General features: G+C 53.5%; 17 protein-coding genes and 1 pseudogene. 9 read left to right on the top strand and 9 right to left on the bottom strand.

What is annotated here, in order from left to right; translation table 11 throughout:
* Positions 1–4 precede the first annotated feature (4 nt).
* From C8K63_RS04605 to C8K63_RS04595, 3 genes are read right to left on the bottom strand one after another with little or no spacing between them, the layout of a single operon-like run.
* Positions 5–1,048, bottom strand: a complete 1,044-nt coding sequence (locus C8K63_RS04605) for an aromatic ring-hydroxylating dioxygenase subunit alpha (RefSeq protein WP_108215618.1) — start codon at positions 1,046–1,048, stop codon at positions 5–7.
* A gap of 43 nt (positions 1,049–1,091) precedes the next feature.
* Positions 1,092–2,000, bottom strand: coding sequence for an oxaloacetate decarboxylase (locus C8K63_RS04600; protein ID WP_256594899.1), 909 nt, complete (start codon positions 1,998–2,000; stop codon positions 1,092–1,094).
* Positions 1,997–2,797, bottom strand: coding sequence for a sulfite exporter TauE/SafE family protein (locus C8K63_RS04595; protein WP_371920727.1), 801 nt, complete (start codon positions 2,795–2,797; stop codon positions 1,997–1,999). Before C8K63_RS04595 ends, C8K63_RS04600 begins: the two co-directional genes overlap by 4 nt.
* Positions 2,798–2,871: 74 nt before the next feature.
* Between C8K63_RS04595 and C8K63_RS04590 the strand changes: the two genes are divergently transcribed.
* Together C8K63_RS04590 and C8K63_RS04585 are read left to right on the top strand one after the other, a co-directional pair.
* Positions 2,872–3,762 (top strand): LysR family transcriptional regulator, encoded by an 891-nt coding sequence (locus tag C8K63_RS04590; protein ID WP_108215615.1) that lies wholly within the window; start codon positions 2,872–2,874, stop codon positions 3,760–3,762.
* Between the two features lie 233 nt (positions 3,763–3,995).
* A pseudogene (locus C8K63_RS04585) lies at positions 3,996–4,400 on the top strand (ATP-dependent helicase); the annotation flags it as partial.
* Here the strand turns inward: C8K63_RS04585 and C8K63_RS30715 are convergent.
* Entirely contained in the window at positions 4,347–4,868 is a 522-nt protein-coding gene (locus C8K63_RS30715; RefSeq protein ID WP_256594911.1) for a 3'-5' exonuclease, read from the bottom strand. The pseudogene C8K63_RS04585 and the gene C8K63_RS30715 overlap by 54 nt on opposite strands.
* A 377-nt stretch (positions 4,869–5,245) precedes the next feature.
* Complete coding sequence (locus C8K63_RS04575; RefSeq protein ID WP_108215614.1) at positions 5,246–7,840, bottom strand: AAA family ATPase; 2,595 nt, start codon at positions 7,838–7,840, stop codon at positions 5,246–5,248.
* 804 nt (positions 7,841–8,644) lie between these two features.
* Here C8K63_RS04575 and C8K63_RS04565 point away from each other — a divergent pair.
* A complete protein-coding gene (locus C8K63_RS04565) occupies positions 8,645–8,998 on the top strand; it encodes an NIPSNAP family protein (protein ID WP_108215612.1) in 354 nt (117 codons plus the stop codon).
* A 117-nt stretch (positions 8,999–9,115) separates the two neighbouring features.
* Here the strand turns inward: C8K63_RS04565 and C8K63_RS04560 are convergent, their stop codons facing one another.
* Together C8K63_RS04560 and C8K63_RS04555 are read right to left on the bottom strand one after the other, a co-directional pair.
* Positions 9,116–9,724: a trimeric intracellular cation channel family protein gene (locus C8K63_RS04560; RefSeq protein ID WP_108215611.1), complete on the bottom strand. Its 609-nt coding sequence runs from the start codon at positions 9,722–9,724 to the stop codon at positions 9,116–9,118.
* A gap of 330 nt (positions 9,725–10,054) precedes the next feature.
* Positions 10,055–11,293: an SGNH/GDSL hydrolase family protein gene (locus C8K63_RS04555; RefSeq protein ID WP_108215610.1), complete on the bottom strand. Its 1,239-nt coding sequence runs from the start codon at positions 11,291–11,293 to the stop codon at positions 10,055–10,057.
* Between the two features lie 110 nt (positions 11,294–11,403).
* On the opposite strand from C8K63_RS04555, the gene C8K63_RS04550 reads away from it, so the two are divergent.
* The 6 genes from C8K63_RS04550 to C8K63_RS04525 all read left to right on the top strand — a co-directional run bounded on the left by C8K63_RS04550 (position 11,404) and on the right by C8K63_RS04525 (position 18,479).
* Entirely contained in the window at positions 11,404–12,309 is a 906-nt protein-coding gene (locus C8K63_RS04550) for a LysR family transcriptional regulator (RefSeq protein ID WP_108215609.1), read from the top strand.
* 125 nt (positions 12,310–12,434) lie between these two features.
* Positions 12,435–13,733 carry an MFS transporter gene (locus tag C8K63_RS04545; RefSeq protein ID WP_108215608.1) on the top strand — a complete coding sequence of 433 codons (1,299 nt, stop codon included), beginning with the start codon at positions 12,435–12,437 and terminating at the stop codon, positions 13,731–13,733.
* 756 nt (positions 13,734–14,489) lie between these two features.
* A complete protein-coding gene (locus C8K63_RS04540; RefSeq protein WP_108215607.1) occupies positions 14,490–15,899 on the top strand; it encodes a circularly permuted type 2 ATP-grasp protein in 1,410 nt (469 codons plus the stop codon).
* Positions 15,900–15,902: 3 nt separating this feature from the next.
* Positions 15,903–16,853: an alpha-E domain-containing protein gene (locus tag C8K63_RS04535; protein WP_108215605.1), complete on the top strand. Its 951-nt coding sequence runs from the start codon at positions 15,903–15,905 to the stop codon at positions 16,851–16,853.
* A complete protein-coding gene (locus C8K63_RS04530; protein ID WP_108215603.1) occupies positions 16,850–17,647 on the top strand; it encodes a transglutaminase family protein in 798 nt (265 codons plus the stop codon). Before C8K63_RS04535 ends, C8K63_RS04530 begins: the two co-directional genes overlap by 4 nt.
* An 82-nt stretch (positions 17,648–17,729) precedes the next feature.
* A complete protein-coding gene (locus C8K63_RS04525) occupies positions 17,730–18,479 on the top strand; it encodes a peptidase (protein ID WP_108215602.1) in 750 nt (249 codons plus the stop codon).
* A 1,502-nt stretch (positions 18,480–19,981) separates the two neighbouring features.
* On the opposite strand, the gene C8K63_RS04520 is transcribed toward C8K63_RS04525, so the two are convergent.
* Both C8K63_RS04520 and C8K63_RS04510 read right to left on the bottom strand, forming a co-directional pair.
* Entirely contained in the window at positions 19,982–20,812 is an 831-nt protein-coding gene (locus tag C8K63_RS04520) for an inositol monophosphatase family protein (protein ID WP_108215600.1), read from the bottom strand.
* A gap of 529 nt (positions 20,813–21,341) precedes the next feature.
* Positions 21,342–21,869 carry a hypothetical protein gene (locus C8K63_RS04510; RefSeq protein WP_256594898.1) on the bottom strand — a complete coding sequence of 176 codons (528 nt, stop codon included), beginning with the start codon at positions 21,867–21,869 and terminating at the stop codon, positions 21,342–21,344.
* Between the last annotated feature and the right edge of the window lie 37 nt (positions 21,870–21,906).

The raw sequence follows: 21,906 nt of genomic DNA, 5'->3' as shown, positions 1-21,906 counted from the left end.
CTTGTCAGATAGAAACAGATTCAATGACCTGGGTTTGTTTATTGGTGGTTGCGGCCTCACCCAAGGCACGAATCCAGCGGCGGTACTCAATACCCATTCGATCACTAACCACATGCATTTCCGCTTGTGGGTCTAGTGGCAGGCGCGGGGGGCGTTGGGATTCGACAATACGGCGATCCTGTTCGAAAACAGTATTTTGTCGAGAAAGGATCTGTTCGAGCGTGAGATCCGGGCCAAAGTTAATAGCGACTATCAGCCAGATAATACATTGCGATTCATCCACTGGAGTGGCATTGAAAAAGGTACAGAAGCGTTCTGTTTCACCGGTTTTTTTGACGAAATATGCAGTCGTAGGATTCAGGACTGAATAGGTATAACGGGCATTAACCGGTATCCCACGATGGTCTCCGTACGGTTGAAAGACGCAAATTTCAGAAGAGTGCAGGCCATGCTCGTCTTCCTTCACGTTGTACCGCTTCAGCGGTTCAGGCGCGTCCGGCAGACCATTGAGATTGGCATGCACAAAGGGGAAGTGCGATGCATCGATGAAGTTTTCGAGTGAGCGCAACGCGTTTGCGTTGTACTGGTATGGGCCTGCAAACACCTTGCGAAAGCTTTCGTCATGCCACTGTGGCAACTCCGGCAGCGGTCGCAGCGGTTCCTCTAGACTTACCCAGACGTATCCGTAGCGCTCTTCAGCGTAGTGGCGAAAAATCAGGCGCTGTGAGGAAGGCCCTTTTCGGTCGGGATGTGCTGGAACTAACGTGCATTCGCCTTGACTACTGTAGCGCCACCCATGATAAGGGCATTCGATCTGTCCTTGTTTGACGCAACCAAGTGACAATTTTGCACCTCGGTGGCCGCAGTAATCCTTCCAAGCATTGACTTTACCTTGGTCGTCTCGCCACAAAACCAATTCTTCGCCAAGTAACCGCACGGCCTTGGGTTGGTCGTCGCCGACATCCGTACTCAGGCAGACCACATGCCATTGCCCTGCGAGCGCTCGGTAATCGAGTTCGTTGGGATTCCATTCACCTTGGTATAACATTCCATCTCCTTGTTTTTAGCGCATGTTGGTTGCAAAGCTGTTTTTACAAGTCGTCCAGTGCCAGATACTTTTCAGTTTGAATTATCAGCTCGCGCTCCGAAAAACTCGTTAATTCAGCCGACATTGCATGGCTATCCCCTGAGCGTTTGAGTTCAACCAGGGTTTTTTTCATAGCATGGATGGCTGCCCGTTGCAGATCCGATGGCACGATGACAAGTTGATAACCAAGTTCTGCAAGTGCTTGTAGAGAAACGAGTGGGGTTTTTCCGCCATAGAACATGTTCATGAGTTTTGGCCCAGGAATCCGTTGGGCAATAATCTGAATTTGCTCCAGCGTCTCCGGCGCTTCTACAAAAATTATGTCGGCACCCGCATCAACGTAACGCTGTGCTCTAACAAGCGCTGCTTCGAAACCTTCAATTGCTATCGCGTCAGTGCGAGCGATAACTAGGCAATTAGTGTCATGCAAGCTAGCGCGCGCCACTTTTATCTTCTGGCACATCTCTTCGGTATCAATAAGCGACTTGTTATCCAGGTGCCCGCATCGCTTAGGGAATGTTTGATCTTCCAGATGGAAGCCGGCAACACCGATGCGTTCCAGTGCCCTCACGGTGCGTTGCACGTTGGCAGTACCACCAAATCCAGTGTCAGCGTCTGCGATAACGGGAATATCGCTGGCTTCTACAATTTTCTCAATCCGCTCGATAACTTCAGTAAAGCTCAGTAAGCCGATATCTGGATACCCAGCAGATCTAGCGATAGCGCCACCACTTGCATACACAGCGTCAAAACCAGCCAGGCTGACTAGTCTTGACGACAGGCCGTCATAGGCACCAGGAGCCATAATGGTTTTTCCTGAATTCAATAGATCACGTAGAGCTTGAGAGCTTTTCAATTGTAAACCTCGCTTTAAATAGTTAATTCCAGGCAAGCGCGCCTGATGTGTTTTCAATTGCCGCCAAGATAGGCTCGATACACGAGAGTAATACCACTAGCCAATATGATAATATTTATTAGCTTCGTGAACGTATTGCGAGACATTTTAAATGAGATGTGCTCGCCAGCCCAAAGCCCTAACATTAAAGCTGGCAATAAGTAGATCGCAGTCACAACTAACGCAAGGTCGGCGTATGCTCCCGCTATGGTGAGCATGGAAATGCGTACGAGCGTGCTAATCCCTATCAATGTACTTTGAGTTGAACTTGCTTTCTCTTTGGTGTTTATCCTGCCGTTCAAATATATTGCGTACAGGAAGCCACCGCTGCCAAAAAGGGCGCCAAACAGGCCGCCGCCCATACCCAAGGGCATTGCCCAAGCCGCAGATATGTAACTAGTTCGTACAGGCTTTGTAAGCATATACAACGCGTACAAGGTTACGAAACACCCCATCGCGAGCATTAAAACGTCAGATTTGGTTTTTAGGAGCACCGCTATGCCAGCCATGCTACCAATGGCCATGAATGGCAGCAGCCTAGCGAGTTCAATGCGCACCACATGCTGATGAGAACGTGCCAGTTTTCCAAATGCAGCCACGCAGTCAAGGAGCACCAGTAAAGGGATCACTTGCGACAGAGGCATGTAATTCACTAACACAGGCCCCGCTACCAGTGCCGTTCCAAAACCTGCAATAGAAAAAATTATGTATGCCAGGCTGATGGTAACGAACATTACTACCAAGGTCGTATTGTCGAAAGGGGCGTGGAGAAAAGCATCTGGCATTGTCGGTATTTCCGTTACGTGTTGTTTCATTACCCTACCCAACAGGGAAAAAAACCACTAATATGGAAATGACATCTTACTGATCACATTTTGGCATAGCTGTTATGATATCAATGAAGCAGTTGCGATATTTTGTAGAAATCGCGGAACATGGAAGCTTCAGTGTCGCAGCGCAGAGATTGTTTATTGCTCAATCAGCGCTAAGTCGACAAGTGAAGGAACTAGAAAGTAACCTTGGTACGCTTTTGTTCGAGCGCACCGCAAGACAGCCCCATCTAACACATGCTGGGTTAGCCTTCTTACCTAGGGCCAAATCAATTTTAATTGACGTCGATAGCGCAGCTCGACTGGCTACTTCGGTAGGCAACGGTCAAAGTGGTACTATTCGACTTGGTCATGCCAGCACTGTTCCGCTTATAGGGAATTTAAAAGATGTGCTTGGGATTTATCTTGAGGGCATGTCCGATGTTCATATTGAAGTGTCGGAGGAATCTTCAGAAGCACAGCTGATTAATTTGGTTGATAATCGCATTGATGCTGGATTGTTTCGATTGCCGGTTTTGCACCAATTAAATGATATTAAGCTTCTCACCCTGTATCGTGAGAAAGTTGTCGTCGCAGTTGGGCCTACCCATCATCTGGCATCAAGAAAATCCATATCACTTGCCGAGTTGAGAGACGAGTCATTCGTCTCGATAGCACATCCAAAACGCGGTGGGCTTAGTTATCTTTCATTTGAGCTTTGCGCTCGTGCAGGATTTGCGCCGAAGTCAGCGCAGGTTTATTCGTTAAAAAGCACGCAATCATTGCTTATCCAAGCAGGATTCGGCATAGCTCTGCTTCCCGTTTCGATGGTTGATGCTTCTTCCTTGCATGCCATTGATATCACAGATGAGGGTTGTGAAAGTGAGGTCGTTCTTGCCCATCACGAGCGCGATTCCACTCTGGTCGCGGCTTTCGTTGAGCACTTTCGAGATGCATTTTCCGTCGATTGAAGTTCAGCGTTATAGCACGGTAGAGAGTCGAAAATAATCGATAACGTTCGCCAAAAGCGGCCTGCTTGTTGGCGCCGACGCCGAATTGACCCAGTTGCCAAAAGCGAATCTAACATCCACTCGTGAGGATGTAATTGAGTCCTTTAGAGCGATAAATCGCTTCTTCGGGCACTTGGGCCCGGCTCAAGCAGGCAGTCAGGTGAGCATCTCCTTCACTATAAAAGCAACATTTCCATATGCTCGACCTCAACTCCAAGCTGATGCAATACCTGCTGGGTAAAGCCTGCGAGTATGACTTTGGTGCTTTGGCCGCAATGCTCAAAGCTCCTGAGCTCGGCGAGGGGGCACTAATCGGAGCAATGTTGCTGTGGCAAGGCCCGCAGGGCAAACGCATGCGGCAGGAGTTTGTAGCCATTCAGGTAAACGATGGCAGAGCCACGATGAACCCTACAAAAGCGACTCAATGGCTGCTGACACCAGCTGAGCACAGTACCCAGAGCGCAGGTGAGGATGCCTCTAAATTGCTGTTCGGGGTCGCAGCGGAAATGGCTAACCAGAGACTTGCAGATGCAAGTAATCGCTACCTAATACCTGAGAATCTGGATTGGGCTGCGGCAGGCTGGACACAGCTTTCCTGAGTACGTAACTCTAGGCCTATGCGTTAGGTAAGCCACAATGCCATTGCGCCTAGAGTTCAGCCGATTTCGATAAACGACGCACGCAACATTTCTAGCGCCTATCCCTCGGTTATAGGTACCCCGCCAAACCAAGCCCATTGGCTCTATTGTTTGCTTCAGTCCTTTGGGGCGATTGTCGTATAGACCTTTATGCCATTTCCTCGCATTGAAATGTGTGAGGTCGGCTAGCAGGGAGGGGCACGCAGCAAATCCTGCATCTCGCTCTAGCTGTCTTGCGTCATAGTCACCCCACGATGCCCAAGCAGCGTTTGGATATCGCGTAATAAACGCTCCTAGCTCCTGGCCAACTTCCATATAGGTTCCTGCACTCTCCACATCCGCTTGTTGAATGGATGTGAGCTTTTTGCAGAAAACGGTGAGGGTTGGATTGATTTGGGGGCGAACGACGCGCTGGAACTCATCGACGATCTCAAGCGTTTCCAGATCGATTACAACCAGGCCAATTCAATCGTTTCCATCTGATCGGGGACGACTGCAAGCAACCTTGGCGATTCCGACTCATCAACCTCATCTCAGGTTGCCTCAAGGTCTACGCAATAGAGGTAGCGGTAGGGCGCGAGAAGGTTCTGGATGGTTTGAAGGTGAAGAAGCTTTGCTTCGATGCTCATGGTGAGGATGACCTGGCTGGATCGGATCAGCATATGGCTGATCGATATGCCTCGTCCGTGATAACACAGAATTGAGCCGAACTGGCATCGGCTATTCAAAGGTGATACTGCAAAATCACAGCACCTCCTTCGCTCAGTTTCGGCATAACTCGCCGGCGCGTTAAACCATCAGCTTGTTCAAGCTCTGGCCTGGAACTCGACAATCCAGGCCGACAGAGCCGCGACGTCCGCTTCGAATACAGCTAGCTCAAGTGGCACACTGGGCATCTCGTCCGACTGCGCATGTTCAAAGACTGAGTAACGGGTCATAAGGTCGTCGATCAGATTGCAGTCCGCTGTAGTGATTTTAGCCACCCGTTGCAGCTTTCCTCGGGTATTGATATCCCGTCTGAAACGACCGACCACATCCGCGAGCAAAATGAACTCCACGGTCTTTTCCACGATGATGCGGAAGTCACTGCAGGACGTCTTTGCCAGCATATCGTAATCGTCGACCTCTCCTTGGGCCTGATGCTTACGCAGACGGGCCAGCGTCTGAATGGACATATTGTTGAGCGCTTTCTCAGGTTTGAGATCCCGGGCGCTTTGCGCCGCGACGATGCCTGACAATTTATCAAGTCGACGCAGCGAGACGAGTGTGTGATTGATTTTGGGTGTAGTGCCATTGTTTGCCCATCGGGACAGCACTGACTCGACCAGGGCTACCAACGAGAGCCGATGAGTGAAGATGATTACTTGGCGTGTTTTTGCGAGGGTTGCCAGCCGCTCTACCACCCTTTCTTCGAAGTCCTGATCAAGGGAAGAAATAGGATCGTCGAAGATGAATGGGGCCAGTTGATTGGAGCCTGTCGTATCAGCAAGAAACGCGGCGAGAGCGACAATCCGAGCTTCACCTTCACTGAGGATCGCCTCAGGCAGTTGCTTGCCGAAGGCTTTAACCAGGGTTAAACCAAACGTGATTTTGCCTTTTCCCTGAGGTTTGCTCTCCGGTCTAACAGGAATGCGGTTTCCACCTAAAAACTTAAGCTCCTCAGCGAATCGCTGTTGATATCCAGCGTCCAGCTCTGTTTTACCCAGCTCATTTTTCTTGGTCGTGAGGGCGTTGGTTGCAGCTGATTTGATAGCCTTATCGAGGGCAGCAACGGCGATCAAACGCAGGCGTTCTTCATCAATGGCTATTTTGTTTTGAGAAAGCCATTGTTTCGCTCGTAACTGCAGTAATCGGCTCTCCATCTTCTGTCGCTGCTCATCGTTGAGCAGTGCTTTTAGCGAAGTCTCTTCCGTCAGCAAGGTAGCCGATTTGGTTGTCTCATTCGATTCAATAGATGCCCAGTCAACAGCTTTCAATTTCGCCACCGGCTGCCTTTCAGCGATCTGTTTGTGGCGCTCCGCCAAATCATCGAACCACTGTCCACTGGAGGCGTCTTCAAAACCCAGCGTGGACAAGTGCACCAGCCAATCCGCGCGGCTCGGCAGAACAGGCATCGTCTTGATTCGATCAGCCAAGGCTTTCTCTGCTGTTTTAGCGGCGGTCTCCAAGCCATCAGTGACAAACTTTTCAAAGTTCACCAGCCGCTTCTGAGTATCGTCGTCCAGCTTTTGATGGCAAAGCACACATCGAGCTTCATCGGTCGCCACCGGGAATGGCTGGCCTTCGTAGGCTACAATGGTTGAATACAGGCGTGCCTGCTCCCACATTCCTTGCCAGGTTGGGGTGCCAACGCCTTCCAACTCTGTGTCGCCAAAAACCTTCTGCGCCGCCTCTTCGCTGATGCGCCTTGCAGCCTGTGATTGCTCTTTGAGTTGAAAGAGTTCTGCAGCACAATCGTCCGTCGTGCCAGCCTTTAAATTCGACAGGATTGTCTTGATTCTCAGAAGCGCGCCTTGCTCTTTGCCAATGGCGGTGAGACGACCGGCAACATCCTTTTCAGCAAGGAGCGCCTCGCTCTGTATACGCTCCTGATCAAGCTTGTCGTCAAACAGACATTCCTTATCAAGGTTGGCAGGTGTAGTCGTGGGTTTCAGGGCCCCTAACCATCTACTTTCTGCAGTGCCGACGAGATCAGAGGGCAACATCGGAAGGGCGCGGGGGAGTGCAAATTTCGCCTTGCCAAGCTCAGCACTAACTGCGTCCGCTGTGACGATCAAGGCTGTGACGAACTTCATCCTACTAGGTTCATAGCTGGCCTCAGCTCTTCCCATGTATTGCATGGCTGCTTTGCTGTCGAAGACTTGAGCATGCCGTAATGCTTTATGAGGGCCACTCGAAATGTCCCAGTCGACGTCAGAGGATTTTCCATTCACCGACAATTTGAACTTAGCGCTGCAGGCGGTGGGCGTTTCCTCGAAGACATTGCAGTGAATGTCGTCCTTCGACCGCGAACCACACACCTGTTTGAGAAGCCGTGCGAAACCACTCTTGCCCGTTCCGTTCTGCCCGTAAATGACGGTGAGGTTGTGTTGCCCGAGTGGAAGACCTGCACTTGGTCGAATTGCGTTTACGCCATAGACCTCTGATATCTCTTCGATACGGAGCTGTGGTCTGACGGCCGCTTGAGCGAAGGCCCCGGGCGTGATCTTGATAAAGCCTGGGTCTGGCTGACCCTTGGCTTCCACTTGGCACAGGCGGGCAAGCTCATCTATCTCCAAAGAGTCCAGGGTTCGCTTTTTGTCTATTAGCATCTTTGCAGCGGTTTGGAGCCAGCGCGGGCGTTCGTTTAGCCACGCTTCAAACTCGTCTACGACAACTGGCTCCAGTTCGATACTGCTCATGATTCCATTCCAAATAGTGGGGGCGAGTTAAGCAGCATAGGCGAAGGATGGCGTATAGCCGGCAATGCCTAGAAGGGACGGAGGTGCTTCCTGCTTTTGGAAGGTAATTGGTGTGACTTTCTAAGGGCGGCTCCTTGCGTTGGATGTTCTTGACCGCTTGGTTGTTAGTAAGCGTTCAGCGATCACACCCTCCCATTGCAACTGCTGGCGCCATTGGTCGATCCCGCTATCATGCAGGGCGTAGATCACGAATGTAGATAACGCTATGCAAAGATTGTCATTCGCCGTCAGAATTTTGTTCGCATGCTGCCTTTTCATCGCAACCGCTAATCACATCCGTGCAGATATTTCGCATGGACTGCTCTGGGACTATGGATACGGGCCTGGCGCTTACTTGGCTAGCCGTATTTTCTGGGGGGCGCTTACGTTTTTTGACCCGCTTGCAGCTCTGCTGCTTTTCATCAAGCCAAGAGCCGGAATCGTGCTTACGGCAACGATTATATTGGTCGACGTAATTCATAACACGTTCTACGTCGCATTGAAGCAGCAGTGGCTGGAGCCGTTCTACCTGTCCCAGGTAGCATTCCTTATCGTTGTATTCCTATTGTTACCCATCGCTTGGAATGGCCCTACTCGAGACGTAGCGCTCACCAATCCAGTCCGAGTGTGATTCGCTCCGCACGCCTGCCGATGCAGCGGGCGAGTGAGATTACGCAGCTGCTGCCGCATAACTGGACTCCCGCCTGATAACGTAAGCCGGGATGTACGGATGCTCACGTTGAAACTCCACAGGGAAGACTTGGAATGACTCGAATTATTGAAATCCTGATGTACACCTTAAAGCCAGGATCGGGATTGGATTTTCATCGAATAATGCAGGATGTAAGTGTTCCGCTTCACCTGGAAGCTGGCATGGATGTCGTTTCTTATGGCGGCTCATTGCATGATTGTGACAGCTATCACCTGATTCGCGCCTATGAAAGCGAGAGCCATCGCCAAGTATCTCAAGATGTTTTTTACGCAAGCGCTGCCTGGAAGCAGGGCCCGAGAGAAGACATTATCAGTCGGATTGAAATCAGTACAACGACAGTTATGGCGCTCGCTCAAGACGTAATTGATGCCATCAAAGGGTCTAGAACCGAAGCTCGATCCGCGTAGCTGACATCGACAAAGGCAGACCCCGTAGCCTTAAATGCGGGGATCAGGAAGATGTGTTGGTCGGACGGTTACCGTAGAAGCTCCATTCGTCGCAGTTAACGAATATCAGCGTCAAGCTTACCTCTGCCTGGTGGAGAAAATCGCTGGCATTTGGAGCTCCTTGTAGATAGCGAGAAACCTGAATCCTGAGGTGAATATCAAAGCGATCCAACCAGCGATCCGGATTGACGGAAATGTATCGCGCAGCAAGACATACAAGGTGCACCCCAGCAGGACTGGCGTGGCGTAGATCTCACGTGACATCAACAACGAGGCCCTGCCGGCTAGCACATCACGCGCTATGCCACCTCCAATACTGGTCAGCACGCCCATCATCACCGCCAAAGGTGCACCAAGCTGTAATGCCATCACTTTCTCAGTAGCGACTAATCCGAACAGTGCGGCCGCAAAACCGTCGAGATACAGCAATAGCTGATAGCGTTTGTGCAATCTATTGGTGAGAAAAAATGCCAGTAGTGATGTAAGCAACGCGACCCAGATGTAGTTGAAGTCTGCAATCCAGAAAATCGGTTGATCGAGCAGTAGGTCTCGAATGGTGCCACCACCAATAGCAGTGATGATGCCCAGCACTACTGCCCCGAACAGATCGACACCTACCTTTTGGATAGCCAACAATCCGGTAATGGCAAACACGGCGGTGCCCAACATTTGCTGAAAATAAAGCATCCATTACTCCGTTCTCAGGGTACCCATCAGGTGAACGATGGCGATGTGGGGAATGCAGGCGCGCGCCATCTGCAAGGCATCGTCGTTGGCCTGGCAATGCGGGTTGTAAATGTAGAGGGTGCTTCACCCACCGGAAGTCTAGTGGGTTTGTGCCCTTCCCACATCGGAGACTGCATTGAGGTGGAGGAGAGGGGGAGTGCTCGCATAAGATTCGTCATGGTGCCTTTTCTGCCATAGGCGAGATCCAGGATGAATGTGCTGTGGTGTTCAGGCACAGGGTCGCCTTGTGGGCCGGTTGCCTGAGAAATCCTGCGTCCCGGGATAACGGTGTTAGAAAAGCATTTTCAGATCGGCACTCTCCGCCATCGCCTTGTTGCCAACATCACCGGGGTGCAGGTGGTCTCCCGAATCAATAAGTGGCAGCAAGCGAGTGGGGTGTTCAGGATCGCGGGTCAGGAGATCGAAGTCGATCACTGCGTCGAAGGCGTGACTGGTTCGTATCCAGTGGTTGATCGCCTGGCGCAATTGTTCTTTTTCCGGGCTGTGATAATTCTTCACGATCGTTCCATCCAGCGCGCCTTCGACGGGCATCAGCGTTGTTCCAATGATGCGAATGTTGTTCCGGTGCGCTTGATCGATCAATTGACGATAGCCAGCAATCAGTTTTTCCTTGGGCGGCACGAGCCTGTCTGGTTCGAAGGAGCTGCCCGGCCAACTGATGTCATTGATGCCGAGCATCAGAACCACCGTTTTTACCCCGGGTTTGACCAGCACATCACGCTCGAAACGTGCCAGCGCGCTGACCCCCATGCCATCCTCGAGCAGACGAGCCCCGGAGATGCCGGCATTGAGTATGGCGAGCTTCTGTGTAATCAAGCGCTGGGCGAGGAAGTCCGTCCAGCGTCGATTGCTGTCCAGGGTCGAGCCATTGCCGTCGGTAATGGAGTCGCCGAGCACCACGAGCGCATGGGTGTCGGGCGGTGCGTCCACCAGAATGTCACTGAGAAACAGCCGCGCCTCCACCTGCTCGCGGCCTTCCAGCCGCTGAGCGTTGACCTGTTTTCCGGGTGTGATGAATGCCGTTTGTTTGCCATCCCAGTGGAAGGTCGTCAACGGCGTGTGCTGCGGCAGATAAAGAGAGATCGCAAGCTCACTGAGTGCTGGCACTGCCAGGTCTATCGGGTCACTGATCCGCGTTTCGCCCGCAGCGACGCTGACCTGCTCCTGATCGCTGAACGTCAGGCTGTGCCCGGAGCCCGCGCGAATGTGATCGGTACCTTCTATGAGGGCGACACGCGCGGCACCGATGACCAACGGTTGCCGGCCATACTCATTGGAAACCACCACGCGTATACGGCTGCCGCCGCTGCTGATGCGCACTGTCTGGTGGATCGTGCTATCGGCCAGTGCTTGGGGAATTCGCGTGGGCAGCGGCAACTCATTGCCCCAGGTGGGTTGAGGGCTGGCCATCCAGGTGGTGACCCAGTTTTCCGTTGCCATGACAGGGCTTGCGGCAAGCAGGGCAGTCAATGCGAGAGACAAGGGTATTCTCGAGCGAAGGGCAGTCATCCAGGTTTCTCCCTGGTCGGTAAATGGTTCAGGAAGGCCAGATTGGTCTATTCAAAATGAGTGTGATAGAAGGGGAAATCCCATACAGCCCATTCCTGAATCGAATACCCATGGACAATCTTAAGGCGATGCAGTGTTTCGTCCGCGCCGTCGAGCTAGGAAGTCTGTCATCTGCCGCCCGTGAGTCGGGCAGCACCCAGCCCACGGTCAGCAAGCTGATCGCCGCTCTGGAAAAGCAATTGGGAGCCCGCCTGCTGATTCGGGGCACGACCGGGCTGACACCTACCGAACCGGGAAAGCGTTTCTACGAACGTGCCAAAGGCGTGCTGGAGGAGTACAGCGAAGCTGTTGCAGAGGTGCGCGGTCTGACCGAACGCCCCGAGGGTTTTCTACGCATCAACGTTCCAGTCAGTCTGGGAGTGTTGCGTCTGAATGCGTTGCTGTTGTCGTTCATGGAGCAGTATCCGGCCATTGAAGTGGAGCTGATCCTCAATGATCGTTTCGTCGATCTCACTGAGGAAAATGTCGACCTGGCCCTGCGCCTGGGAGGCAGCTTGCCACCGAACGCCGTCGCCCGACGCATAGCGACCTCACCGCGGTATCTGGTGGCAGCCCCTGAATACCTGCGCCAGCATTCCCCCTTGAAAAGCCCGGCAGACCTGAGTGACCACAATTTCCTGCGGTTTGCGTGGTTGACTGCAGGCGATCGTCTGCAACTCAATGGCCCTCTGGGTGAGCAGGTAAGCGTCACGATTCAGGGGCGCTATCGAACCAACAGCTCATTGGCCATTCGCGACGGTCTTCTGCAGGGCGCCGGGCTCTGCATCACCCCGGCCTGGCTTGTCAGTGACCTGCTTGAAGGCGGGCAGTTGGTACGTGTTCTGCCCGAGTGGAATGGCCCGCCAAACGACGCTTTTCTGATTTATCCCGAGCGCCGCTACCGCGCACTGCGTACGCGATTACTGATGCAATATCTGGCCGAGCGGGTGGGGCAGTTACCTGGGTTTATGCCCTAGCTAAAAACCTCTATTGACGCGAACCGGTTGGATCACAGGGCGAGAGGCATATCGTTTCCAACCAACGAGTAACGAGACGACAGGCTTTTTTCAAACCTGTTGAGTGACTGTGCGGAGTTGATGATATGAAATTGTTCAGGCCGTTGCTTCAGCGGCCCGTAGCCTTGCTGTGGGGAGGGTTGGCGCTTTCTTCGATCGGTGACGAACTCTTCGCGATTGCCATCGCCTGGATGGCGGTGCAGATCGCCGGAACCGATGCAAGCTGGCTCAGTGCTTTACGCGGTGCTGCCGCGTTGGCCGGTGCTTTGCTGGGAGGAATATGGGCTGAGCGCTGGGACCACCGTCGCACGATGATCGGCGCCGACCTGGCACGGGCCGGGCTTGCCTTGATTCCGGTGCTTGCTTGGGGGCTCGGCATCATGAGTCTGTGGATGCTGGCGGTGCCGCTCATGCTCATGATGATCGTCAACTCGTTGTTCGAGCCGGCGCTGCGCGCCAGTCTTCCACGGATTGCCGCGGCGCCGGACCAGCTGCAATCGGTCAACGCGCTGTTCGATGCGATCATCCGGGTCGCCCGGGTGATCGGGCCAATGCTGGCAGCGGCGATTACGCTGCTGATTCCGATCGAGCATCTGTTTACCCTGAACAGCATCACCTTCCTGATCTCCGCGTGGGCGGTCATGAAGTTGGGCAAGGCGTTGCCGCGCCAACCTGTCAAGGCAACAAGCCGGCGTGCCGGATTTACCGCCGGTTGGAGAAGTCTTGCGGGACGCAGCCAGATGCAGGCGGTGTATGTGTGTGCGGGACTGGGCAATGTTGCCTGGAGTGTGGGTATATCGATCGGCATGGCGCTGGCAGTCGTCAAATACGATATCCAGGGATTCGGCGTACAGGGTTTTGCTGCCTACGGCCTGATCATGGGGGCTTACGGGGCAGGGAACCTGATCTCCATTTTTGTTGTGGGCAATCTGCAGATCCGTCGCTTGTATCACGGGTTTACCTTCGGTTCCGTGGTTAACGGCCTGGGCATCGCGATCATCGGTGCGGCGGTGCTGTACCTGCCACCGGAACACGTCCTGACGGGGATGATGGTCGGCGCAAGTCTTGCGGCACTCGGCGGGCCACTGATCGACATCTCCTTCATTCTGCTGATTCAAACCCGGTTCAGACAAAGCGAAATCGCCGGGCTGGCACGGCTGCGTTTTGCGGCGCTGGGCGCGTCGATTCTGATTGCCGGTGCCTGCGGTGCTGAGCTGTATGCCCGCTTTGAAACCGGCCTGGTGATTGTCGGTGCCGGGATTTTCGAAGTGATCGTGGGGGCAATTGTGCTGCTAGCCCCCAAGGATAACGAAGTCGTACAGGCGAACAGGGAAGACGGCTCTTCGTCGTCATCCTTGGCGGATGGCAGCGAGGTGGCCCGATGACCCCGACTATGCCGTCGGTGACCCTAACCCGGAAATTTCTCGAATAATCCGCAGTAAGTCTACTCCTCTACACGTACGGCAATACCTCAGGGGTTGGCCGTCTCTCTTGCATGCTTTTTTGCATCATGACTTGGCGTTTTCGCTCCAGTCGTCAGATCTTGGTGCGTTTTTGTGATCATTAGTAGTGCGTCGCCATTAATCATCGTGCTGCGCGGGAGGCTTTGTATTACAAGGGCAATAAAAACAGTGAGTAGAAATTTCCCGCTTATAGGGCACAAAACTCACTTGAGTTGCTAATTGCACCGTTTTCGTACGCTTCAGAGTTGTGCAAGTTACAAGTGGAAAAACCGTTTCAGTAAGCTTTACGGTTTTCGGCTCAAAAGTGACACAATATGTCGCAAAGGTATCTTTACTGAAGGGTTTTTGCCTTTTTGCCACCTGTAACACTACTTAGGCACAGCCTTTGCAAAAGTACTTTCAAATCACCGAAAGTGTGGTTTTCTACGAAAAAGATAATGGGGAGCGTTATAAATTGGGCGCCAGAAATCAAATCAGAAAGGCAAAATCTCTGGCGTCGGAACGCGTCAATAGATTGCCGAAATCATGAGGAATTTATTTTCGCATGGGACAGGAAGTTAACGACGCACACTGAGGTGCTCAACAGAAACAGTACTCACTAAACAACGTAAGGCCTAATTTTATTGAAATAGCGAAGTTATAAGAAAATGCCGTCTGTATCGTGGCAAGGAGTAGGGTATGTCCCAAGCTTTTTTTAACGAAATGTATGATGCGAGTGGTGGTTGCCGCCCACATTACCAGGAGTTCGCACGTTGGTTGGCGGACACACCTCTGGAGTTGCTGGATCAACGTCGTCGCGAAGCCGACCTGTTGTTCCACCGAGCCGGCATCACCTTCACCTTATACGGGGACGAGCAGGGCACAGAGCGGTTGATTCCGTTCGACATCATTCCACGCAGCATCAAGGCCAGTGAATGGCAAATGGTCGAGCGTGGCTGCATTCAGCGGGTCCAGGCATTGAACATGTTCCTGGACGACATCTACCACGGGCAACGCATTCTCAAGGAGGGCATTATTCCGGCCGAACAGGTGTTGGCCAACGAGGGTTATCAGGTCGCCATGCAGGGCCTGAATCTGCACCGCGGCATTTATGCCCATATCTCCGGGGTCGATCTGGTCCGCGACGGTGATGGCAGTTACTACGTGCTGGAAGACAATCTGCGCACCCCCAGCGGCGTCAGCTACATGCTCGAAGACCGCAAGATGATGATGCGCTTGTTCCCCGAACTCTTCGCCGCCCAGCGTGTGGCGCCCATCGATCACTACCCCAACCTGCTGCTGGACACCCTCAAGAGCTCCAGCCCCCTGGACAACCCCACTGCCGTGGTGCTGACCCCGGGTCGCTTCAACAGTGCTTACTTCGAACACGCGTTCCTGGCCCGTGAAATGGGTGTGGAGCTGGTGGAAGGCGCCGATCTGTTTGTCCGTGACGATCATGTCTACATGCGCACCACCGCTGGCCCGAAACAGGTGGATGTGATCTATCGCCGTCTCGACGATGCGTTCCTCGATCCGCTGTCCTTCAACCCGGACTCCATGCTCGGTGTGCCAGGCCTGATTGCCGCTTACCGCTCGGGCAATGTGGTGCTGGCGAACGCCGTCGGCACCGGTGTGGCCGACGACAAATCGATCTATCCCTATGTCGACGACATGATCCGCTTCTACCTCAGCGAGGAACCGATCCTCAAGAACGTGCCAACCTGGCAATGCCGCAAACCCGAAGAGCTGTCCCATGTGCTGGCTCATCTGCCCGAACTGGTGGTCAAGGAAACCCAAGGTTCCGGCGGCTACGGGATGCTCGTCGGCCCGGCCGCCACGGCGGCGGAAATCGAGGACTTCCGCCGGCGTCTCAAGGCGCGCCCTGAAGCCTACATAGCCCAACCAACCCTGTGCCTGTCGACGTGCCCAACCTTTGTCGAAAACGGCATCGCTCCACGCCACATTGACCTGCGCCCGTTTGTGTTGTCGGGCAGTGAAACCCGTCTGGTGCCCGGTGGCCTGACCCGCGTGGCATTGCGCGAAGGCTCGCTGGTGGTGAACTCGTCTCAGGGCGGCGGCACCAAAGACACTTGGGTAGTGGAGGACTAAGACATGCTTTCAAGAACCGCTTCGGACCTCTACTGGATGTCCCGTTACCTGGAGCGCGCCGAAAACCTGGCGCGCATGCTCGAAGTCAGTTACTCGCTGTCGCTGATGCCCCAGGCCGGGCGCACCGATGGCCGCGCCGAGCTGGCGATGTCGCTATTGGCCGCCGGCACGCTGGACGACTACAACGAACGCTACGGCGAACTCAACACCGAGCGCATGCTGCACTTCTTCGCGCTGGATGAAACCAACCCCGACAGTATCTATTGCTGCCTGCAGGCGGCTCGGTCCAATGCTCACGCCGTGCGCGGACGTATCACTGCCGATATGTGGGAGAACATCAACGCCACCTGGCTGGAAATGCGCAATATCGCCAGCAATGGTCTGGGTCGATACGGCATCAGCCATTTCTGCGAGTGGGTCAAGGAGCGCTCGCACCTGTTTCGCGGGGCGACCTCAGGCACGATCATGCGCAACGATGCCTACTGCTTCATTCGCCTGGGCACCTTCCTCGAACGGGCCGACAACACTCTGCGTCTGCTGGATGCACGCTACGAAATGTTCGGCGAAGAGTCGGAGGAGGTGAGTGATAACTCGGCTCGGGGCTACTACCAGTGGAGCGCGTTGTTGCGGGCGCTGTCGTCGTTCGAGGCGTTCAACGAGATCTACCGCAATGCGCCCGGCGCCGAGCAGGTTTCCGAAATGCTGCTGTTGCGCGGCAATGTGCCACGCTCGCTGCACGCCTGCATCGAGGAACTGGACCAGATCCTCGCCAGCCTGCCAGGCAACAACGGTCGTCCGGCCCAACGCCTGGCCGCAGAACTGAATGCGCGGCTGCGTTACACCGGGATCGACGAGATTCTCGGCTTCGGTCTGCACCTGTGGCTGACTGATTTCATCTCCCAGGTTCGCCATCTCGGTCAGACCGTTCACGAATCCTATCTGGAGGTCGTATGAAACTGTCCATACGCCACGACACTACCTACAGCTATGCCGATGAAGTCTGCACCAGCATCCAGTTCCTGCGCCTGACACCGCAGAACAGTGAGCGCCAGCGCATCCTGGAATGGCACCTGGAATTACCGCGCCTGGTCCGCAGCCAGTTCGATCCTTACGGCAACATTCTGCACGTCTTGACGATGGACGAGCCCCACGGAGCCCTGGTGCTGACGGCTTATGGTCAGGTGGAAATCGACCCGGACCGGGAGTTTGAACGCGACAGCCAATCGCCTTTGCCGTTTTTGCGCACCAGTCTCCTGACCAAAGCGGACGATGCCCTGAATGCCTTTGCCGTGCAGCACTGCGGCACGCGGCGTGATCGGGCGGCGCTGATTGACCTGATGCATGGCCTGGCCGACCACATGGTCTACAACCCGGGCGCGACCACGGTGGATACCACCGCAGCCGAGGCGTTTGCGGGCGGAGGAGGGGTGTGCCAGGACCACACCCATGCTTTCCTGGCCTGCGCCCGCAGCCTGGGAATTCCCGCACGTTATGTCTCTGGCTACCTGTGTACTGAAGATGAAAATCACTTGGCCAGTCATGCTTGGGCCGAAGCGTGGTTCGACGATGGCTGGTACAGCTTCGACGTGACGAATCGGTTGGCCCGGCCTGAACGCCATTTGAAACTGGCGGTGGGTCTGGACTATCTGGACGCTTGTCCGGTACGCGGTATGCGTCGTGGCGGCGGGGCTGAGTCGATGCTGGCTCGGGTACAGGTAACGTCCCTGTTTCAGGTTCAGCACCAATAACCCCCGAATCAGTCGCAGCAAACTGGCTATACCGTCGTGGAGACGGTATGGCCTCTCATCTCGAATTCATGAGTTAACACGAATGACTTATTGCGTCGCTATGCACTTGGCCGACGGGCTGGTGTTCATCTCCGACTCACGAACCAATGCGGGCATTGATCAGATTTCAACGTTCCGTAAGTTGTTTATTTTCAGCACGCCGGGCGAACGCCTGATTGTGTTGCAAGTCGCGGGCAACCTGGCCACTTCGCAATCGGTGGTCAACCTGCTCAAGCAGCGTTCCATGGGGCAGGGCCCGCACCTGTTGAATGTCCGCTCGCTCTATGACGCCACGGTACTGGTGACCGAAACCGTTCGCGAAGTCGTCGCCCGGGATCGCACCAAGTTGGCAGGCAAGACCGACTTGAGCTGCTCATTTCTGGTCGGCGGGCAGATCGCGCACGAGCCGATGGACGTGTACAGCATTTACCCGCAAGGCAACTTCATTCAGGCGACCGAGGACACACCTTTCCTGCAATTGGGTGAAAGCAAATATGGCCGGCCGATCCTCGATCGCAATCTGACACATCGAGCGTCACTCGAGGAGGGCCTGCGTTGTGGGCTGATCTCGTTCGACTCGACCATGCACAGCAACCTGTCGGTGGGCATGCCGCTGGATCTGCTGGTGTACAGGAAAGACAGTTTTAGCGGTGCCAAAAGTTATCGCATCACGGCCGATGACCCGTACTTCATTCGTGTCCGAATGCAGTGGGCTGCCGGACTACGCGACATGCTTGCCGCACTGCCGGAGCCGCCTGACACCTACATGTCGGGGGCCACCAACAAAAACTGACGTGTCAGCTCTTTTACGGGCGCCGCCCGGATTCCCGGGCGGTTTCTCGGGCCGCGGGTGTTCAGACTCGTGGCGTTGATCAAATGAGTTAAGAGACTACTGAGGCCGTTTCCGGGGATTTCACGACTGGAACATTTGATAACCATCAGATCGGAGACACCTGCAGTGGGGGTCTGCCTCAATACACGATTGAACATAATATACATTATGCGAAGCGTCGTATTCTTACGTGAGGGTCGATGGTTGTCAGCAACCACTAATAAATGGAAAGCGCCGCTAAGGCCGTAACCATCTGTTTTAATTGGCTATATTTTTTACTGCCAACGTTTGTCTCCAGCCGTTTGGTCACAGATCGCCGGAAAGTCACTCTCTACAAGCCCCTGGATCATCGTTCTCGGCTTTTCCATTTAATAACGATTTTGCGCGAGCTCATATTTCTGCCGAACAATGACCATCACTCAAGTGAAAACCACTCTAACGCTATGAGTTTCATAAGATTATTCGTCTATTGCTGCCTGGTAATCTGAGCGTGTGCCCGAGCGATACCGCGATGAAACCCGTCCAATAGTCATCAATCAGCGGAAAAACAGTGACTCAAATCTCTATTTTCCGCGTTATAACGACCAGGTCTGGCCCGCGTCCCACGGATTAGTGACCAATGCTTATTCGAGGTCTTGCGCTAACGAATTGATTTTTAGTTACTTGTGGTGGTTGTTCCGCTTCGGCAGCGAAATTTCGCACCCAAAGGGTTTCCGTCGAATTCTGATCATGCTCAGTATTCAGCGGAAAATAATCGCGCTTTTGTGGCGCTACCGACCTCGTCCGAGGTTGCCCCCTGAGATTTGTACATCTAATATAACGCGCGTATTGCTATCACTCGTGATGGTCATCATTGGACTTGGCAGTAGTCGACCCTCCTCATACAATACTTCTAACAGACCGATCTCAATCTGAACGCACGTGTGAATTTTCGGCTTTCTGGTGGATGAGACCTAAACGCTCGAAAACTAAGAAGCATTAAGTCTGATGCATGATTTATACAATTGGGTATAGTCTACGGACCGATGCGCTGCCAATCGCACCGCTCTATAACTTGGATAATGGGTTAGCTCGACTAAACATCTATTTAGTTGAGTTAAGTTTAAAGTAGTGTGAGTCGTATTCGACGGCAGTGTTCAAAAAAGCTACTATCTCGCATTAATAATCCCCCTACCCGTATATTGGACCGCCGATGCCATCGAAATAGTCCGACGCTTTTCTTTCCTTCCTGAAGGCGCCGCCCCTGGACGAGGACACACGTCTATTCCTTGTTCTTTTAGTGTAGTGGTTTGCCCGCAGGAGCTGAGCTCTCGACCCGGCTGAATGCCTCGATCGCGGTAGCTTTGACATCTTTATCGGAATTAATCGTCATCGGTTGGCCTCCTAAGTCGGAGAATTGCCTGACACCTCAGGCGACAACATTGGTATGGCTTGACTATAAACGCCAAATTCAATGATTGCGTCTAAGCTTGGCTCTCCTTCGCTGTGAAAATACGATTCCAATCTCGAGCCACCAATGTCTGGCACGCGATCTCTGATCCCCCGAAGCAGCGTCTTGAGACCGTCTGCATGTTTGCTTCTGTTACATAGCAAATTGACTCACCATTTTCATTGAGCAAAATGCCACCCGCACCTCGCAACAACGCGTGTCCTGCAACGACGTCATGTGCAGAAACCGCGTACAGAGAAACTCCGCAGACGCCATCTCCTGCGGCGACTTTTGCAAGCCTATAGGCAATTGAGGGCATCGCAACAAAACTGCTGGGGGTGCAGAGCTCACGATTGATATCTGGCTTGATGATCGCGGCGGCACTTACCATCACGTGGGAGCTGCTCGACAACGCCAGTCCAGTAAGCTTTCTTGCTACTGGCTGTCCATTGCGTAACAAATCGGGTAGTCCCTCAGACCAGGCGATGCAATCAGGCGAGCCCTCAACAGTGACTGGTGCGTAGACCACGCCCAATACCGGAATTTGCTTATGCAGAAGGCCGACAGAAATGGCAGACCCTTTGAGACCTTTGAGAAAATCACTCGTACCGTCGTTAGGATCGACGACCCAACACCAGGAATGTCCCGTGAGGCTATGTCCGGTTTCCTCGCCCCAGAAGTCACAAGAAAAAAGTCCTAGAAGTTGCTGGCGTAGGACGCGTTCGATTTCTATGTCTACTATGGCCTTATCGCCCTTCCCTCGTGGTCCATTTACCCTCGCCCATTCCGCAATAAGTAGCTGCCCCGCGCGGATAACTACCTCGATAGTCTGAGTGAGTAGCATTGGAAGATCTGATTTGTGCATGGGGCTCTCAATATCGGAAGAAATACTGGGACGCTTGATGAGGGTTAGGCTGTCAGCTATGCAATTCAGATTTGTCTATGCATTCAGGGGGCATTCTCTGACCACATGTAATGGGTCGAAAATAGGCGTGTGCAGCCGCGGTCACCTTGAGGATTAAGGTTATGCTAGCCGCCCGCAAGGCGCCCAGTAGGTTCATGTTCTATTCCGAATTGCGAGGCCGCATCAAGAAATCTATGTGCTGCTTCATTAGATCTATTTGCCATCATGCGCTGAGCTTCGGCCTCAAATTGAGCCTTTAAAAACCACTTAGACGTTTTGACTTTACGTCTTCCTTTCACGGCCGCCTCTCGTAAACACTGTTGGGTAAGCGTGCTTCTTCGTTGTGCTCGTCGTGGCCCATATAGCCGGCAGCTCTGATTAGCGCGGAGGTCGATAAGTTTGAAAGCCTGAAGTATCCGTACCCTCCTCCCCGGTTTTATCTGCAAAAAGGTCTCCTTTGGGATCTACGGTACCAATGGAGAATCGACAACTACTCAGGGGCGTCCTCCTCATCAGGTAGATTTACTGCGTTGACCATTCGAGTGATGACGATAGACAACCATGTTTGATGGGCGACAAGCTCTGGGTCATCGTCACCGTCCGCATTGGACGTTTCATAGAGTGATCTCCAGCCCAGGATATCTGCTGGGTCGACCTTAGCGTTGTCTCTGAATACAGCTTTTGAAGCAAGCCGGTAGGCGTATGTATCCAAGCAAGTGTCATCCGCCAACCTTAGCTCGACTCGGCCAACATTAAGCACATTCTCAGCGATCCAGCGCGGAGAGCCGTTAAGTTTTGGAGGTATTGCCAGCAGGACACCAACGATGGCCTTATCTGAATCAGGCCGATCCATTTCGTTGAACAGGTCGATCAGATGTTGGCCGGAGAAGCGTTTGACTATCTCTATGCCCTGCTCCGGCTGAGCAACGTTCGCCACCGCGACCATCAGCATGGTTGAAGGACTGTGCTCATTACTCGTCGCAGATAACTGACGGGCGCTAATCTGAAGTGCGGGCATAAATCTCTCTCAAAATGAACACTATAGATTGTAGCTC

Source organism: Pseudomonas sp. GV085 (assembly GCF_003050925.1).
GTDB lineage: Bacteria > Pseudomonadota > Gammaproteobacteria > Pseudomonadales > Pseudomonadaceae > Aquipseudomonas.
This window is presented reverse-complemented; position numbering and strand designations above follow the sequence as displayed.